This window comes from Pseudonocardia sp. NPDC046786 (assembly GCF_040645415.1).
In the GTDB taxonomy this organism is placed as follows: domain Bacteria; phylum Actinomycetota; class Actinomycetes; order Mycobacteriales; family Pseudonocardiaceae; genus Pseudonocardia; species Pseudonocardia kongjuensis.
The window spans coordinates 32456-48437 of record NZ_JBEYYF010000009.1 but is presented as its reverse complement, the minus strand read 5'-3'; the positions used below and the strand labels follow the sequence as shown (position 1 = coordinate 48437).

The window sequence follows — 15982 nt, the reverse complement described above, 5'->3', positions numbered from 1 at the left end:
GGTCAGCGGCTGCGGGCGAACTCCCACGCGTCGGCGACGATCCGCTCGATCTCGGTGCGCGAGGGCTTCCAGCCCAGCTGCTCGGCCGCCAGGTCGCCGGCGGCGACCAGCACCGCCGGGTCACCGGGGCGGCGCGGCGCCACGACCGCCGGGATCGGGTGCCCGGTCACCCGGCGGCAGGTCTCGACGACCTCCAGCACGGAGAACCCGTGCCCGCTGCCCAGGTTGTAGATGTCGTGCCGGCCGGGGGTGGCGTGGTCCAGCGCGAGCAGGTGGGCGTCGGCCAGGTCGTCGACGTGGATGTAGTCGCGCACGCAGGTGCCGTCGGGGGTCGGCCAGTCGTCACCGTAGATCGAGATGGACTCGCGGGTGCCGGCGGCGACCTGCAGGACCAGCGGGATGAGGTGGGTCTCGGTCGCGTGCCGCTCGCCGAGCCGGTGCCCGCCGCCCACGTGCGCCCCGGCGACGTTGAAGTACCGCAGGCTGGTCGCGGCGAGGCCGTGCGCGTGCGCGTACGAGGTCATCATGTGGTCGATGGCGAGCTTGCTCGCGCCGTACGGGTTGGTCGGCCGGGTCGCGGCGGTCTCCGGGATCGGCACCCGGTCCGGCTCGCCGTAGGTGGCCGCGGTCGAGGAGAAGACCAGCCGCGGCACCGCGTGCTCGCGGATCGCCTCCAGCAGCCGGAACGAGGCGACCACGTTGCCGTCCCAGTACCGCTCCGGCTTCTCGACCGACTCACCGACCAGCGACCGTGCGGCGAAGTGCAGCACGCCGTCGAAGGAGCCCCCGGCCAGGACCTCGCCCGCGGTCGCGCCCAGCTCGCCCTCGACGAGCGTCGCTCCGGTGGGCACGGCGTCCCGGTGCCCGGTGGACAGGTCGTCGAGCACGACGACCTCGTGCCCGGCTGCGAGCAGGTGTGCCGCGCACACGCTGCCGACGTACCCCGCCCCACCGGTGACGAGCAGCTTCACTCCGGTCCTCCCACCGTGCCGATCCGACGGTGCGAGCCTCTCACCCCGCCCCCCGGTGCGTCGTCGTGCCCCCGGGGTGCGGGGTGCCTACTGCGCCCGGACGAGGACGGCGTGCGCCACCAGGGGGGCCACGGTGGCCTTCTCGCCCTCGGTGACCACCGGGACGGGATCGCCGAACCGCGGGATGGAGCCGACCTCCACGATGTGCCCCGGCACGATCCCGGCCAGCTTGAGCTCGGCCATCAGCTCCGCGTCGTTCTGGACGTGCTCGGCGATCCGGCGCACCTCGACCCGGCCGCCGCCGCGGCGGGCCAGCTCGTCGAGCCGCTGCAGCCCCACCTCGAGCGCCGGCGGCACCGAGGAGGACGCGGACAGCCCGTCGCCCCGCTCCAGCTCCTCCAGGCCCGGGATCGGGTTGCCGTAGGGCGACACGGTCGGCTTGTCGAGCAGTCGGAGCAGCTTCCGCTCGACGTCCTCGCTCATGACGTGCTCCCAGCGGCACGCCTCGGCGTGGACGAGCTCCCACTCCAGGCCGATCACGTCGATCAGCAGGCGTTCGGCCAGCCGGTGCTTGCGCATGACGGCGACGGCCCGGCTGCGGCCGTCGTCGGTCAGCTCGAGGTGGCGGTCCCCGGCAACGACGACCAGCCCGTCCCGCTCCATCCGGGCGACGGTCTGGCTGACGGTCGGGCCGCTCTGACCGAGGCGTTCGGCGATCCGCGCGCGCAGCGGGACGACGCCTTCCTCCTCGAGTTCGTAGATGGTTCGGAGATACATCTCCGTGGTGTCGATGAGGTCGTTCACGTGGGGCCCCTTCATTCGGTGGCCAGTCTACCCAGGCCGGCGCCCGGGCACGGTGCGCCCGTCCGGGGCAGGATGGGGCGCGTGTCCGGTTCCATGATCGCCCCCGAGGATCTCGCGGATCTGCTCGCCCCCACTGCGGGGGCTGGGGCCGGTCCGCCCGAGACCACCCGCCCCGTGCTGCTCGACGTGCGATGGCGGCTGCTCGGCCCGCCCGGGCGCGGGGACCACGCGGCCCGCCGGATCCCGGGTGCGGTCTTCGTCGACCTCGACACCGAGCTGGCGGCCGGCCCGTCGGCGCCCGGGCCGGGCGGGCGGCACCCGCTGCCGGGGCCCGCCGCGCTGCAGGCCGTGCTGCGCGCCGCCGGGATCCGCGACGACGCACCCGGCCAGCTCGTCGTCGCCTACGACGACGTCGACGGCTCGGTCGCCGCGCGCGCCTGGTGGCTGCTGCGCTGGGCAGGCGTCGCACCCGGCCGGATCCGGGTGCTCGACGGCGGGTTCACCGCCTGGGAGGCGATCGGCCTGCCGGTGGCCGGCACCGCGGGCGACGCCCCGGAGCCGGATCCGGCGCCGCCCGGCGACCTGGTCGTCCGGCCGGGCGCGATGCCCGTGGTCGACGCCGACGGCGCGGCCGCGCTGGCCCGTGACGGCGTGCTGCTCGACGCCCGCGCCGCGGCCCGGTTCCGCGGCGAGACCGAGCCGGTGGACCCGCGGGCCGGGCACATCCCGGGCGCCCGCAACACCCCGGCGGCGGCCACCGCCGGGCCGGACGGGCGCTGGCCCGCCGCCGGCGTGCTGGCCGACCGGTTCCGCGCGGCCGGGATGGCGCCGGGGACACCGGCCGGCGCCTACTGCGGCTCGGGCATCAACGCCTGCGCGATCGTGCTCGCGCTGGAGGAGTCCGGGCTCACCACGCCGGCCGCGCCGGCCGCGCTCTACCCGGGCTCCTGGTCGGAGTGGAGCTCGGATCCGCAGCGCCCCGCCGCCACCGGCGACCGGCCGTGGGCCGCTCGGGAGTGACCGTGACCCCGCGTCTGGCATACGGTCCCCTCCCATGAGCGCGCGCACGTCGGTCGTGTGGACACCGGAGTTCCTCACCTACCAGCTGTCCGACGACCATCCCCTCAACCCGGTGCGGCTCGAGCTCATGATGGAGCTGTCCCGCGGGCTGGGTGTGCTCGACGGCGTCGAGCTGATCGAGCCGGAACCGGCGACCGAGGCCGATCTCGACCGGGTGCACACCGCCGGCTACCGGACCGCCGTCCGGTCCGCGCCGGAGGCGCCGTTCGGCGTCGGGCACGGGCTCGGCACCTCCGACAACCCGATCTTCTTCGGGATGCACGAGGCGGCCGCCCTGATCGCGGGCGGCTCGGTGCGCGCCGCCCGGGAGATCGCCGAGGGCCGCGCCGACCGGGCCGTGAACATGGCGGGCGGGCTGCACCACGCGATGCGCGACCGGGCCGCCGGGTTCTGCGTCTACAACGACTGCTCGGTCGCGATTGCCTGGCTGCTGGAGCAGGGCTACGAGCGGATCGCCTACCTCGACGTCGACGTGCACCACGGCGACGGCGTGCAGGCCGCCTTCTACGACGACCCGCGGGTCATGACGATCTCGCTGCACCAGCACCCGCTCACCCTCTGGCCGGGCACCGGCTGGGCGGGCGAGCTGGGCCGCGGCGACGGCGAGGGCTACGCGGTGAACATCGCGCTCCCGCCGGGCACCGGGGACGCCGGCTGGCTGCGCGCCTTCCACGGCGTGGTGCCCTCGCTGCTGGAGCAGTTCCGGCCGCAGGTGCTGGTCACCGAGTGCGGGGCGGACACCCACGCCGAGGACCCGCTGGCGAACCTGGAGATGTCGGTGGACGGCCACCGCGCCGTCTACCACGCGCTGCGCGAGCTCGCCGAGACCACGGCCGGTGGGAAGTGGCTGATCCTCGGCGGCGGCGGCTACGCCCTGTACCGGGTGGTCCCGCGCTCCTGGACGCACCTGATGGCCGTCGCGCTGGACCGCGATCTCGACCCGGACACCTCGATCCCGGCGGACTGGACGGCGAAGGCGTCCACCAACACCCGGGCGCCGCTGCCGGTCTCCATGTCCGACGGCGCGGACCCGTCGTTCGAGCGCTGGGGCGGGTCGTTCGGGGAACGCGTCGACTCGGCCATCCTGGAGACCCGCCGGGCGCTGTTCCCCCTGCACGGCCTCGAACCCGACGACCCGCGGGACTGAGCGGCGGACAGGACGGACCCATGCCCGACGACGAGCCGCAGCACGAGCACCCCTACCCCTATCCCCGGCAGTGGGAGGCCGACGTCGTCGCCTCCGACGGCGGGATCGTGCACCTGCGCCCGATCACCCCCGACGACGCCGACGCCCTGCTCGCCTTCCACGCCAAGCTGTCCGACCGCACCCGCTACCTGCGCTACTTCGGTCCCTACCCGCGGATCTCGCCGCGCGACCTGGAACGGTTCACCGTCGTCGACCACCGCAGCCGGGTCGCGTTCCTGGCGCTGCTCGGCGACGAGATCATCGCGGTCGGCCGGTACGAGGGCCTGACCGCGAGCGGCGGCGCGGCCGTGTCGCAGGGCGCCGGGACCGACGAGCCCGTCACCTCCGCCGAGGTCGCGTTCGTCGTGCGCGACGACCACCAGTCCCGCGGGCTCGGCTCGATCCTGCTCGAGCATCTCGCCGCGGCCGCCCGGGAGAACGGCCTGTCCCGGTTCGAGGCCGAGGTGCTCGTCGAGAACCACGCGATGGTGCGCGTCTTCCGGGAGGCCGGCTACCAGGTCAAGCGGGCCTTCGCGGAGGGCGTGCTGCACCTGGAGTTCGACATCGACCCGACCGAGAAGTCGATCGCGGTCCGCGACTCCCGCGAGCAGGCCGCCGAGGCGCGCAGCGTGGCGAACCTGCTGCACCCCGGCTCGGTCGCGGTGATCGGTGCCTCGGCGGACGAGACCAAGCTCGGCCACACCGTCCTGTCCAACCTGCTGCAGGCCGGGTTCACCGGCCCGGTGTACCCGGTCAACCCGGACGCGCGGTCGGTGCGCGGGGTGCGCGCCTACCCGTCGGTGATCGACATCCCGGACGAGGTCGATCTCGCCGTGGTCGCCGTCCCGGCCGCGAACATCGACGAGGTCATGGACTCCTGCCTGGCCAAGGGCGTCAAGGTGCTGGTGGTGATCAGCTCCGGGTTCGCCGACGCGGGCGACGACGGCGGCACCGTCGCCGAGCGCCGGCTGGTCGCCGAGGCCCGCGCGCACGGCATGCGGGTGGTCGGGCCGAACGCCCTCGGCGTCGCCAACCCGGATCCGGCGGTCCGGCTCAACGCGACGCTGGCCCCGGCGCTGCCCGGCCCGGGCAGCACCGGCTTCTTCTGCCAGTCCGGTGCGCTGGGCACCGCGATCCTGGCGAACGCGCGCAGCCGCGGGCTGGGGCTGTCGTCGTTCGTGTCGGCGGGCAACCGGGCCGACGTCTCCGGCAACGACCTCATGCAGTACTGGCAGACCGACCCGGCGACCGACCAGGTGCTGCTCTACCTGGAGACGTTCGGCAACCCGCGCAAGTTCGCCCGGGTCGCGCGCCGGCTGGCCCGGACGAAGCCGATCGTGGCGGTGAAGTCCGGCCGGCACACCGGGCCGCTGCCGTCGCTGGCCTCGGTCGCCGCACCGATCGACGAGCCGAGCGTGCAGGCGCTGTTCGAGCAGTCCGGCGTCATCCGGGTGCAGACCCTGCCGCAGCTGTTCGACACCGCGCTGCTGCTCGCCTACCAGCCGCTGCCCGACGGACGGCGGGTGTCCGTCGTCGGCAACTCGACCGCGGTGAACCTGCTCGTCACCGACGGCCTGCTGGACGAGGGGCTCGAACCGGCCGCCGATCCGGTCGACGTCGGCACCCGCGCCTCGCCCGCGGAGTTCGCGGCCGCGGTGCGCTCCGCGCTGGACGGCCCGGGCCGGCCGGACGCGCTGATCGCGGTCTTCGTGCCACCGGTCGCGGTCGAGGGCACCGCGCACGCGCACGCGCTGCGCGACGCCGCGGACGGCGCGGGCGTCCCGGTGCTCGCAGTCTTCCTCGCCGCCGAGGGGATACCGGAGGAGCTGTCCGTGCCGCAGGCCGACGGCAACCCCGGCCGCGGATCGGTGCCCAGCTACGCGAGCCCGGAGCGGGCGACGTCGGCGCTCGGCCGGGTCACCCGGTACGCCGAGTGGCGCAACACCCCGGTCGGCGAGTTCGTCGTCCCCGAGGGGATCGACACCGAACGGGCCCGGCGGCTGGTCGCTTCCTTCGACCCGGACGCCGAGCACCAGCTGACCGACACCGAGGCCGTCGAGCTGCTCGACTGCTACGGCCTGCGGGTCATCGCCTTCGAGCGGGCCGACGGCGCGGACGCAGCCGTCGCCGCCGCCGAGCGGGTCGGCTACCCGGTGGTGATCAAGGCGACCGCCGACGAGTGGCGGCACCGCGGCGACTTCGTCGGCGTCCGGCTCGATCTCGTCTCGGCCGACGCGGTGCGGGCGGCGCACGCCGAGCTGTCCCGGGTCACCGGGTCGCAGGAGGTGTACGTGCAGCGGATGGCGCCGAAGGGCACGTCCTGCAAGCTGGAGGTCGTCGACGACCCGTCGTTCGGCTCGCTGCTCGCCTTCGGCCTGTCCGGGATGGCCACCGAGCTGCTCGACGACCGCGCCTACCGGGTTCTGCCGGTGTCCACCGAGGACGCGCGTCGGCTGATCCGGGCGCCCCGCGCCGCCCCGCTGCTGACCGGCTACCGCGGCACCGAGCCGGTGGACACAGCCGCGCTGGAGGACGTCGTTCTGCGGGTCGGCCGGCTCACCGAGGACATCCCGCAGATCCGGTCGCTGTCCCTGGACCCGGTGCTGGCCTCCCCGGAGGGCGCCTTCGTCACCGGGGCCAGGGTGACGGTCGGCCGCCCGCCCAGCCGACGCGACGCCGGTCCCCGCCGCCTGGCCTGAACCGGGCGGCGGGGCCGGCCGCGGTCAGCTGCGGAACGACACCTGCAGGGTGGGGGTGGAGGTGTCGGCGAAGAAGTCGTTGCCCTTGTCGTCCATCACGACGAACGCCGGGAAGTCCTCGACCTCGATCTTCCAGACCGCCTCCATGCCGAGTTCCGGGTACTCGAGCACGTCGACCTTGTGGATGCAGTCCTGGGCGAGCCGGGCGGCCGGGCCGCCGATCGAGCCCAGGTAGAAGCCGCCGTTGGCCGCGCAGGAGTCCACCACCTGCTTGGACCGGTTGCCCTTCGCGAGCATCACCAGCGACCCGCCGGCCTCCTGGAACTGCTTCACGTAGGAGTCCATCCGGCCGGCCGTGGTCGGGCCGAACGAGCCGGACGCGTAGCCCTCCGGGGTCTTCGCCGGGCCCGCGTAGTACACCGCGTGGTCGCGCAGGTACTGCGGCATCGGCTCGCCGGCGTCGAGCCGCTCGGCGATCTTGGCGTGCGCGATGTCGCGGGCGACGACCAGCGGCCCGGTCAGCGACAGCCGCGTCTTCACCGGCAGCTGCGAGAGCTGGGCCCGGATCTCGTCCATCGGCCGGTTCAGGTCGACCCGCACGACCTCGTCGGACAGGTCGGCGTCGGTGGCCTCGGGCAGGTACTGCGCCGGATCGCGCTCCAGCTGCTCCAGGTACACCCCGGACGGGGTGATCTTCGCCTTGGCCTGTCGGTCGGCCGAGCAGGAGACGGCCACCCCGACCGGCAGCGACGCGCCGTGCCGGGGCAGCCGGATCACCCGCACGTCGTGGCAGAAGTACTTGCCGCCGAACTGGGCGCCGATCCCGAAGTTGCGGGTCAGCTCCAGCACCTGCTGCTCCAGTTCGGTGTCCCGGATCGCGTGCCCGAGCTCGGACCCCTCGGTGGGGAGGTTGTCCAGGTAGCGGGCCGAGGCGAGCTTGGCGACCTTCAGGTTGTACTCGGCCGACATGCCGCCGACGACGATCGCGAGGTGGTACGGCGGGCAGGCCGCGGTGCCCAGTGAGCGCAGCTTCTCGTCGAGGAAGGTGGCGAGCCGCTTCGGGTTCAGCAGCGCCTTGGTCTCCTGGTAGAGGAAGGTCTTGTTGGCCGAGCCGCCGCCCTTGGCCATGACCAGGAACTCGTAGTACGGGTCCAGGCCGGGCTTGGCGTACAGCTCGACCTGGGCCGGGAGGTTGGTCCCGGTGTTCTTCTCGTCCCAGAAGCTCAGCGGCGCCATCTGCGAGTAGCGCAGGTTGAGCTCCTGGTAGGCCTCGAACACGCCGCGCGAGACGGCGGCCTCGTCGTCGCCGCCGGTCAGCACGGTCTCGGTCTTCTTGCCGACCACGATCGCAGTGCCGGTGTCCTGGCACATCGGCAGCACCCCGCCGGCCGAGACGCAGGCGTTGCGCAGCAGGTCGGTGGCGACGAACCGGTCGTTGCCGCTCGCCTCCGGGTCGTCGACGATGGCGCGCAGCTGGCGCAGGTGCGACGGCCGCAGCAGGTGCTGGATGTCGGTGACGGCGGCGCGGACGAGACCGGTGATCGTCTCCGGCGGCACCTCGAGGAAGGTGCGTCCGGCGGCCTCGGTCACGGTGCCCGCGGGCAGGTCGAGCTCGCGGTACTCGGTGTCGTCCGGGCCGAGCGGGAGCACGTCGGTGTGGTGGAACTCGGGCATGGCCGGGACGCTACCGGGCCGGCCCGGTGCGCGACCGCAGGTGGAGACGCACGCGACGACGTGACCCCGGCCGCTGCGCCCGACTAACCGGACGGCCCTCCGGTTGTCCGGTAGCGTGGGTCACATGCCTGGTTCGATCCTCGGAACATCGGTCCGTCGCGTCGAGGACGCCGACCTGATCACCGGTCGCAGCACCTACGTGGGCAACCTGCGCCGCGAGTCGCTGGCGCACGTCGCCTTCGTTCGGTCGCCGCTGGCGCACGCGCTGGTCACCGGCATCGAGACGGCCGCCGCCGCGGCGGCGCCCGGGGTGCTCGCCGTGTACACCGCCGCCGATCTCGACCTGCCCGCCCACCACGGCCTGATGGTGCTGAACCCGCGGACCCCGCGCCCGCCGCTGGCGACCGACCGGGTCCGGTTCGTCGGCGAGGCGGTCGCGCTGGTCGTCGCCGAGAGCCGCGCGGCCGCGGTGGACGCCGCCGAGCTCGTCGAGGTCGACTACGACCCGCTGCCCGCCGTCACCGACCCGGAGGCCGCCCTGGCCGACGGCGCCGAGCTGCAGTTCCCGGAGCTGGGCAGCAACCTCGCGGGCGGCGAGCGCGGTCCCGGGCCGGACCCGCTGGACGGCGCCGAGATCGTCGTCCGGGCCCGGATGGAGAACCAGCGGGTGGCGGCCGTGCCGCTGGAGGGCAACGCGATCGCCGTCGAACCCGGTGGCCCCGGCGACGAGTTCGCGCTCACCGTGCACGTCTCCACCCAGATGCCGCACGGCTTCCGCGCGCAGATCGCCGGCCTGCTCGGGCTGGAGCCCGGCGACGTCCGGGTGATCGCGCCGCACATCGGCGGCGGGTTCGGCGCGAAGGCCGGCGTGCTCGCCGAGCACACCGCCACCGTCGTCGCCGCCCGCGCCCTGGGCCGCCCGCTGACCTGGGTGGAGACCCGCTCGGAGAACCTGGTCTCGATGCCGCACGGGCGCGGCCAGGTCGGGTACTACGAGCTGGGCCTCACCCGGGACGGCCGGATGACCGGACTGCGCGCCCGGGTGATCGGCGACGCCGGCGCGTACGCCGGATTCGGCGGCGCGCTGCCGCTGCGCACCACCTACCTGATGGCGACCGGCGTCTACGACATCCCGGCGCTGCGCTACGACGCGGTCGCCGCGCTGACCAACACCACCCCGATGGGCGCGTTCCGCGGCGCCGGCCGCCCCGAGGCGGCCGCGCACCTGGAGCGGCTGGTCGACGTCGCAGCCGCCGAGCTGGGGATCGACCCGGTGGAGCTGCGCCGGCGCAACCTGCTCGATCCGGCCGCGTTCCCGCACACCACGCCGACCGGCGCGACCTACGACGTCGGCGACTACGACCTGCCGCTGCGCGAGGCGCTGCGGATCGCCGGGTACGACGAGCTGCGCGCCGAGCAGGCCCGCAGACGGGCGGCCGGGGACCCGGTCCGGCTCGGCATCGGGGTCGCCGCCTATGTCGAGGTGACCGCCGGCGGCGGGGGCGGCGAGTACGGCTCGGTGACCGTGCACGAGGACGGGACGGCCACCGTGTCGGCAGGCACCTCGGCGCACGGCCAGGGGCACGCGACGTCGTTCTCGATGCTGGTCGCCGACCGGCTCGGCATCTCGCTGGAGAACATCCGGTACGTGCAGTCGGACACCTCGCTCGTCCCGCGCGGCGCCGGGACCGGCGGATCGCGTTCGCTGCAGCTGGGCGGCACCGCGGTCGCCGAGGCCGCGCACGAGCTGTACGACCGGGCCCGCAAGCTCGCCGCGGCGCTGCTGGAGGCCTCCGCCGACGACGTGCTGATCACCGACGACGGCCGGTTCGGCGTCACCGGCGTGCCCGGCGGCCCGACCGTCGGCTGGAGCGAGGTGCACCGGCAGGCCGCGCAGGCCGGGGAGGAGCTGCACGTCGGGCTGGACTCCCAGCAGGACGGGGCGACGTTCCCGTTCGGCGCGCACGTGTCGGTGGTCGAGGTCGACACCGACACCGGGCGGGTCACCCCGCTGCGGCACGTCGCCGTCGACGACTGCGGGCGGATCCTCAATCCGCTGCTCGTCGAGGGCCAGCAGCACGGCGGCCTGGCCCAGGGCATCGCGCAGGCGCTGCACGAGCAGGTGCTGTTCGACGACGAGGGCCAGCCGCTGACCTCCAGCCTGGCCGCCTACACGATCCCGACCGCGGCCGACATGCTCTCCTTCGAGGTGGCCACCACCGAGACGCCGACCCCGCTGAACTCGCTGGGAGCCAAGGGGATCGGCGAGTCCGCGACGATCGGGTCGACGCCGGCCGTGCAGAACGCGGTGGTGGACGCGCTGGCCGATCTCGGCGTGCGGCACGTCGACCTGCCGTGCACCCCGGAGCGCGTGTGGCGGGCCGTCACGGCCGCCCGGCCGGGCGCCCCGCAGGACGCCTGGCGGGAGCCGCCCGCGGTGTTCGACGGGCTCCCGGTGCGCGGTGGCGAGGCCGCCGACGACGAGGCCGGCGCCATCTGAGCCGGACGGCGACCCCACCCTGGGGTGGGGCCGCCGGAGCCGGTGCCGCAGACTCTCAGCCGGACCCAGGCGATACCGCCGACGGACTCACTGGAGGGACGCGCACACGATGAGGCTGGCGACGATCCGGACCGCGACCGGGCACCGGGCGGTGCGTCTCGACGGCGACACCGCCGTCGAGACCGGGGAGGCCGACGTCCGTGCGCTGCTGGAGCGCCCGGACTGGTTCGAGCACGCCACCGGCGCCGACGGCCCGGTGCACGACGCCGCGAACCTGGATCACGCGCCGCTCGTCCCGAGCCCCGAGAAGATCATCTGTGTCGGGCTGAACTACCGCGACCACGTGCTGGAGATGGGCAACGAGCTGCCCGAGTACCCGACGATCTTCGGCAAGTTCGCGCCCGCGCTGATCGGCGCCCGGGACGAGATCGAGCTGCCCGCCGAGTCCGACCGGGTCGACTACGAGGCCGAGCTGACCGTTGTCATCGGACGGTCGGTCCGGCACGCCGACGCCGAGGCCGCCCGGGCCGCGATCGCCGGCTACACCGTGCTCAACGACGTCAGCATGCGCGACTACCAGCGGCGCACCAAGCAGTTCCTGCAGGGCAAGACCTGGGAGCACTCCACCCCGCTGGGCCCTGAGCTGGTCACCCCGGACGAGCTGCCCGCCGACCCGGCGGACGGCGGCGCGCTGCGCATCCGGTCCGAGCTGGCCGGCGAGACCATGCAGGACTCGACCACCGACCAGCTGGTGTTCGGCGTCGTCGACCTGGTCGTGTACCTCTCCACGATCCTCACCCTGAACCCCGGCGACGTCATCGCCACCGGGACCCCGGGCGGTGTCGGCGACGCCCGCACGCCGCCGCGCTACCTGACCGACGGCTGCGAGATCGTCACGGCGGTGGACGGGGTCGGCGAGTGCCGCAACGTCTGCCGGTCCGTGCGGTGAGTGGGGACCCTCCCGCCGCGCGACCCACCGTCCCGCCGCCGCTGGCCGACTCGCTGGCCTGGGCCGGTGACGGCCAGGCCCACCTGCGGGGCCTGATGACCCGGATGGGCGGTGACGCGCTCACCGCGCCGTCGCTGCTCGCCGGCTGGACGCGGGCGCACGTGCTCACCCACGTCGCCCGCAACGCCGACGCGATGCGCAACCTGCTGACCTGGGCCCGGACCGGGATCGAGACGCCGGCCTACCGCAGCGTGGCGGCCCGCGACGCAGACATCGAGGCCGGTGCCGCGCGCTCCGCCGACGAGATCCGGGCCGACGTCGTCGCCTCCTCCGACCGGCTGGCCGACGCCGTCCGGGCGATGCCGGCCCGGGCCTGGTCGGCCCGGGTCCGGACCGCGCAGGGCGCCGGGATCCCGGTCACCGCGGTGCCGTGGCTGCGCGCCAGGGAGGTCTGGATCCACGCCGTCGATCTCGACGTCGGGGCGTCGTTCAAGGACCTGCCGATCCCGATGCGACGGGTGCTGGTCGCCGACGTCGTCGTGCACCTGGAGCGCAGGCCCGGCTGCCCGCACGTCCGGCTGGAGGAGTCGCGCACCGGGCAGGTGCTGGAGTTCGGGCCCGGCCCGGCCGGGACCGACGGCTCGGCCCCGGCGGACCTGGGGACGGTGCGCGGCCGCGCACCGGACCTGATCGCCTGGCTGCTCGGCAGGCCGTTCGGCAAGGGTCTGCGGGACGCCGCGGGCAACCTGCCGGGGCCGCTGCCGTCCTGGCTCTGACGACCCCGATTCCGACCCGACCCGACCCGGTCCGGCTCAGTTCCGCCCCTCCAGCTCGTCGAGCCGTGCGGTGGCCCGGCCGAGCTGGCGGGCCATCTCGTCGAGCCGGGCCTGCAGCAGCGCCATCTCCGCGGTGAGCACCGCGACCGCCCCGGCCGTCGCGACCGCGTCGCCCTCGATCTCGTCCCGCCCGCCGAACGCCGAGTCGTCGAGCAGCCGATCCGGATCGGCGCCGGCGGCGCGGGCGCCGATCGGGGTGAGCGGGCCGGCCGGGACGTCGTCGGGCAGCAGCTCGATCCCGGCCAGCCGGGCGAAGCGGTCCGGGGTCAGCACCGGCCGGGCGCCCGCGCAACGGGCACAGACCGGTTCGAGCCGGCGCCAGCCCCGCTGCCCGGCGCCGGTGTCGGCGAGCGCGGACACCGGCATCCCGCACCGGCAGGGCCGCATCCGGACCGACCGGACCCGCTGCCGGGAGTAGCGCAGGCCCAGCTCGTAGCGGCGGAACCGGCCGGACACCGCGACCTCCAGCAGCACCGAGCCCTGGTGCTCCGGCGCGCAGGCCAGCTCCCGGGCGTCGGAGTCGGAGTGGAAGCAGTAGAAGCCGCAGTCGCACCAGCGGGACGGGCAGGCGTGCCGGCAGCCGTGCGCGCACACCGCGTCGTCGACGGTGCGGTAGACGTGCGCCCGGCCGAGGGTGACGCCGCTGAAGCCGGCCATCGTGCCGTCCGCGGACAGCATCGGGAAGGCCAGCTTGTGCCCGTCCAGCGGGCCGGTCGGGTGTTCCCGCGGCAGTCGACGGAACGGAGCGCGCACGTCGATCAGTCCTCGCGGGACCCCGAGCGCGCCGGGTGCTCGTGATCGGCCGGTGCCCAGTCCGCGAACTCGGGGTCGGTGGCGGTGGGCCGGGGGCCCTCCTGTGCCGCGGCGACCCGGTCGGCCTCGTGGTCCACGGCGAATCCCTCGGAGATCTTGCGGCCCAGCCTCATGACGCCTCCCGTGGTCCGGGGTTCCCGGGCGGACCTGGTGTGGCCGCCGTCACCAGGCTGACCGCTCGGCGCGATGTTGTCCAGGGCGGAACGGGTGAGCACGTCCGGTTCGGATCACATCCGGACGGACCACCGGCGCCGGTAGGCTCGTCCAGCGCTCACTCAGGGCTCATGAGCGGCGAACCGGGGGTGATCGGTGCAGGGACCGGCGCGATACGGCATCGAGCACGAGCTCGCCCTGCTCCGGGCGGACGGCTCGCTCGCCGACTTCACGACGCTGACCCACGCCGAGGTCGCCGCCGTCGTCGACGAGCTGCCCGATCTCCCGGACGGCCAGGCCGACCTGCGGATCGGGGACGCCGGGATCCGGCGCAAGCGGTGGTACGCCGAGGGCTACGAGCGGCTCGACGAGCACGGCGGGCTGTGGCGGTTCGATCCGAAGGGCATCGAGATCCGTACCGTCGTGCACGACTCGGTGGACGCCGCCGAGTCCGCGCTGTGCGCCGACGCACGGCTGCTCGCCGAGGTCGCCGGCCGGCACGGGCTGCGCCCGGTCGCGCTGGGCTTCCATCCCGGCCGTTCGGCCTACCACCTGGACCCGCCGGCCAACGCGCACGAGCGCGAGCTGATGGCGTCCTCGCCCGAGGAGCGGACCGCCCACCTGCACATGGTCACCTGGGGGCCGGACCTGAACCTGTCGTTCCCGGAGGCCGGGACCGATCCGGCGGTGCTGGCCGACGCCGCCGCCAAGCTCACCTACTACAGCCCCTACCTGGTGCCGTGGTCGTTCTCGTCGCCTTTCCGGGAGGGGCGGCCGTGGGGAGGCGAGTCGGCACGGACGTCCCGGCGGACCGGGCCGCGCCCGGCCGCGCTGGCCTACCTGGATCCGGGCGCGGCGCTCCCACCGACCGACCCGAGCCTGACCCGGCACGCCGGCATCCCGGGCGAGATCGGCCGGATCGAGTTCAAGGCGTTCGACGCGATCGCCGCGGTGCCGGGGGAGGAGCCGGCCGAGGGCGGCCGGGGCGGGCTGCCCGGCGCACTGCTCAGCCTGCTCACCGGGGTGCTGCGCGACGACACCCTGACCGGCCGCCGGCGCACCCCGGACGCGGCCGCGCACCGCCGGGCCGCGCTGCGCGGCTGGTCGGACCCGGCGGTCCGCAGCGGCTCGCAGGCGGTGCTCGACGCCGCGGCGGCCGCGCTGCGCGGCGAGCCCGGCCACGGCGAGCGGCTGGCGCTGCTGCGGGCGCTGCTGGAGCGCCGGGAGAACCCGGCCGTGCGGATGCTCGCCCGGCACCGCGCCGGCGGCGGGATCCCCGGCATCCCGGGGGTCCCGGGGATCCCTGCCGCCGCGCCGCGTCCCCGGTAACCCCGGCGGAGCCGGGACCGGGCCTGCGGCGTCAGTGCTGGTCAGTGCTGGTCAGTGGTAGCTGTGCTCCTCGGCCGGGTACTCGCCGTCGCGCACCTCGGCGGCGAACGCGGCGGCCGCGTCGTGCAGCACCCCGCCGACATCGGCGTAGCGGCGCACGAACCGCGGTACCTTCCCGCGGTTCATCCCGGCCATGTCCGACCAGACGAGCACCTGGGCGTCGCACTCCGGGCCGGCGCCGATCCCGACGGTCGGGATCCGCAGCTCCGCGGTGACCCGCTTCGCGACGTCGGCGGGCACCATCTCCAGCACGACGGCGAACGCACCGGCCTCCTGCAGCGCCAGTGCGTCCTCGACGAGCCGGTCCGCGCCGTCGCCGCGGCCCTGGATCCGGAACCCGCCCAGCGCGTGCTCGCTCTGCGGGGTGAAGCCCAGGTGCGCCATCACCGGGACGCCGGACGCGGTCAGCGCCTCGACCTGCGGTGCGAACCGGGCGCCGCCCTCCAGCTTGACCGCGTGCGCACCGGCCTCCTTCATGAACCGGAACGCGGTCTCCTGGGCCTGGGCGGGGGAGACCTGGTAGCTGCCGAACGGCAGGTCCGCCACCACCAGCGCGCTGCGCGCCCCGCGGACCACGGCCCGGGTCAGCGGGAGCAGCTCGTCCACCGTGACCGGGATGGTGTTGTCGTGGCCGAACACGTTGTTGCCCGCCGAGTCGCCGACGAGCAGCACCGGGATGCCGGCGTCGTCGAAGATCTGCGCGGTGTAGACGTCGTAGGCGGTGAGCATCGGCCAGCGCCTGCCCTCCTGCTTCCACTGCAGCAGGTGGTGCACGCGGGTCCGCCTCGGCGGCGCCGAGGGGGCCCGGTAGGGCGCGGTGACCTCGCCGTGGTCCTGTGTGCTCAGGTCCTGTGCGCTCATCGGTGAGCTCCTTCCGTCCTCGAGGCCCGCGCTGGTCACGGGTCCCCGGGTTCGCCGTCGATGGCGG

At 74.8% G+C, this 15982-nt stretch carries 13 protein-coding genes; 7 read left to right on the top strand and 6 right to left on the bottom strand.

Annotated features, from left to right (window positions below; translation table 11 throughout):
• Positions 1–2: 2 nt before the first annotated feature.
• The gene (galE, locus tag ABZ881_RS13565; protein ID WP_358484467.1) at positions 3–971 is read right to left on the bottom strand and encodes a UDP-glucose 4-epimerase GalE; all 969 of its coding nucleotides are present in this window, start codon (positions 969–971) and stop codon (positions 3–5) included.
• A gap of 87 nt (positions 972–1058) precedes the next feature.
• Complete coding sequence (locus tag ABZ881_RS13560; protein WP_344028673.1) at positions 1059–1775, bottom strand: metal-dependent transcriptional regulator; 717 nt, start codon at positions 1773–1775, stop codon at positions 1059–1061.
• An 81-nt stretch (positions 1776–1856) separates the two neighbouring features.
• On the opposite strand from ABZ881_RS13560, the gene ABZ881_RS13555 reads away from it, so the two are divergent.
• From ABZ881_RS13555 to ABZ881_RS13545, 3 genes are read left to right on the top strand one after another with little or no spacing between them, the layout of a single operon-like run.
• On the top strand, positions 1857–2795 hold the full coding sequence (locus ABZ881_RS13555) for a sulfurtransferase (protein ID WP_358484465.1): 939 nt from the start codon (positions 1857–1859) through the stop codon (positions 2793–2795).
• Between the two features lie 34 nt (positions 2796–2829).
• On the top strand, positions 2830–4002 hold the full coding sequence (locus ABZ881_RS13550) for an acetoin utilization protein AcuC (protein WP_358484464.1): 1173 nt from the start codon (positions 2830–2832) through the stop codon (positions 4000–4002).
• A 20-nt stretch (positions 4003–4022) separates the two neighbouring features.
• The gene (locus ABZ881_RS13545) at positions 4023–6740 is read left to right on the top strand and encodes a GNAT family N-acetyltransferase (protein ID WP_358484462.1); all 2718 of its coding nucleotides are present in this window, start codon (positions 4023–4025) and stop codon (positions 6738–6740) included.
• 24 nt (positions 6741–6764) lie between these two features.
• Here the strand turns inward: ABZ881_RS13545 and ABZ881_RS13540 are convergent, their stop codons facing one another.
• Complete coding sequence (locus tag ABZ881_RS13540) at positions 6765–8414, bottom strand: fumarate hydratase (protein WP_358484461.1); 1650 nt, start codon at positions 8412–8414, stop codon at positions 6765–6767.
• A 124-nt stretch (positions 8415–8538) separates the two neighbouring features.
• Between ABZ881_RS13540 and ABZ881_RS13535 the strand changes: the two genes are divergently transcribed.
• From ABZ881_RS13535 to ABZ881_RS13525, 3 genes are all read left to right on the top strand, one after another.
• The gene (locus ABZ881_RS13535) at positions 8539–10914 is read left to right on the top strand and encodes a xanthine dehydrogenase family protein molybdopterin-binding subunit (RefSeq protein ID WP_358484459.1); all 2376 of its coding nucleotides are present in this window, start codon (positions 8539–8541) and stop codon (positions 10912–10914) included.
• A gap of 109 nt (positions 10915–11023) precedes the next feature.
• On the top strand, positions 11024–11863 hold the full coding sequence (locus ABZ881_RS13530; protein ID WP_358484457.1) for a fumarylacetoacetate hydrolase family protein: 840 nt from the start codon (positions 11024–11026) through the stop codon (positions 11861–11863).
• Positions 11860–12639: a maleylpyruvate isomerase family mycothiol-dependent enzyme gene (locus ABZ881_RS13525; RefSeq protein WP_358484455.1), complete on the top strand. Its 780-nt coding sequence runs from the start codon at positions 11860–11862 to the stop codon at positions 12637–12639. The genes ABZ881_RS13530 and ABZ881_RS13525 overlap by 4 nt, the downstream gene beginning before the upstream one ends.
• Before the next feature lie 36 nt (positions 12640–12675).
• Here ABZ881_RS13525 and ABZ881_RS13520 read toward each other — a convergent pair whose 3' ends face one another.
• Positions 12676–13452, bottom strand: a complete 777-nt coding sequence (locus ABZ881_RS13520; protein ID WP_358484453.1) for a hypothetical protein — start codon at positions 13450–13452, stop codon at positions 12676–12678.
• Positions 13453–13457: 5 nt separating this feature from the next.
• A complete protein-coding gene (locus ABZ881_RS13515; RefSeq protein ID WP_344028697.1) occupies positions 13458–13625 on the bottom strand; it encodes a hypothetical protein in 168 nt (55 codons plus the stop codon).
• Positions 13626–13821: 196 nt separating this feature from the next.
• On the opposite strand from ABZ881_RS13515, the gene ABZ881_RS13510 reads away from it, so the two are divergent.
• Positions 13822–14994 (top strand): glutamate-cysteine ligase family protein, encoded by a 1173-nt coding sequence (locus ABZ881_RS13510; RefSeq protein WP_358484450.1) that lies wholly within the window; start codon positions 13822–13824, stop codon positions 14992–14994.
• 51 nt (positions 14995–15045) lie between these two features.
• Here the strand turns inward: ABZ881_RS13510 and panB are convergent, their stop codons facing one another.
• The gene (gene panB / locus ABZ881_RS13505; protein WP_358484449.1) at positions 15046–15915 is read right to left on the bottom strand and encodes a 3-methyl-2-oxobutanoate hydroxymethyltransferase; all 870 of its coding nucleotides are present in this window, start codon (positions 15913–15915) and stop codon (positions 15046–15048) included.
• Between the last annotated feature and the right edge of the window lie 67 nt (positions 15916–15982).

Coding starts and splice junctions, on each gene's coding strand:
- panB (WP_358484449.1), bottom strand. CDS start 15,915: ATGAGCGCACAGGACCTGAGCACACAGGACCACGGCGAGGTCACCGCG.
- ABZ881_RS13535 (WP_358484459.1), top strand. CDS start 8,539: ATGCCTGGTTCGATCCTCGGAACATCGGTCCGTCGCGTCGAGGACGCC.
- ABZ881_RS13550 (WP_358484464.1), top strand. CDS start 2,830: ATGAGCGCGCGCACGTCGGTCGTGTGGACACCGGAGTTCCTCACCTAC.
- ABZ881_RS13530 (WP_358484457.1), top strand. CDS start 11,024: ATGAGGCTGGCGACGATCCGGACCGCGACCGGGCACCGGGCGGTGCGT.
- ABZ881_RS13515 (WP_344028697.1), bottom strand. CDS start 13,625: ATGAGGCTGGGCCGCAAGATCTCCGAGGGATTCGCCGTGGACCACGAG.
- ABZ881_RS13540 (WP_358484461.1), bottom strand. CDS start 8,414: ATGCCCGAGTTCCACCACACCGACGTGCTCCCGCTCGGCCCGGACGAC.
- ABZ881_RS13545 (WP_358484462.1), top strand. CDS start 4,023: ATGCCCGACGACGAGCCGCAGCACGAGCACCCCTACCCCTATCCCCGG.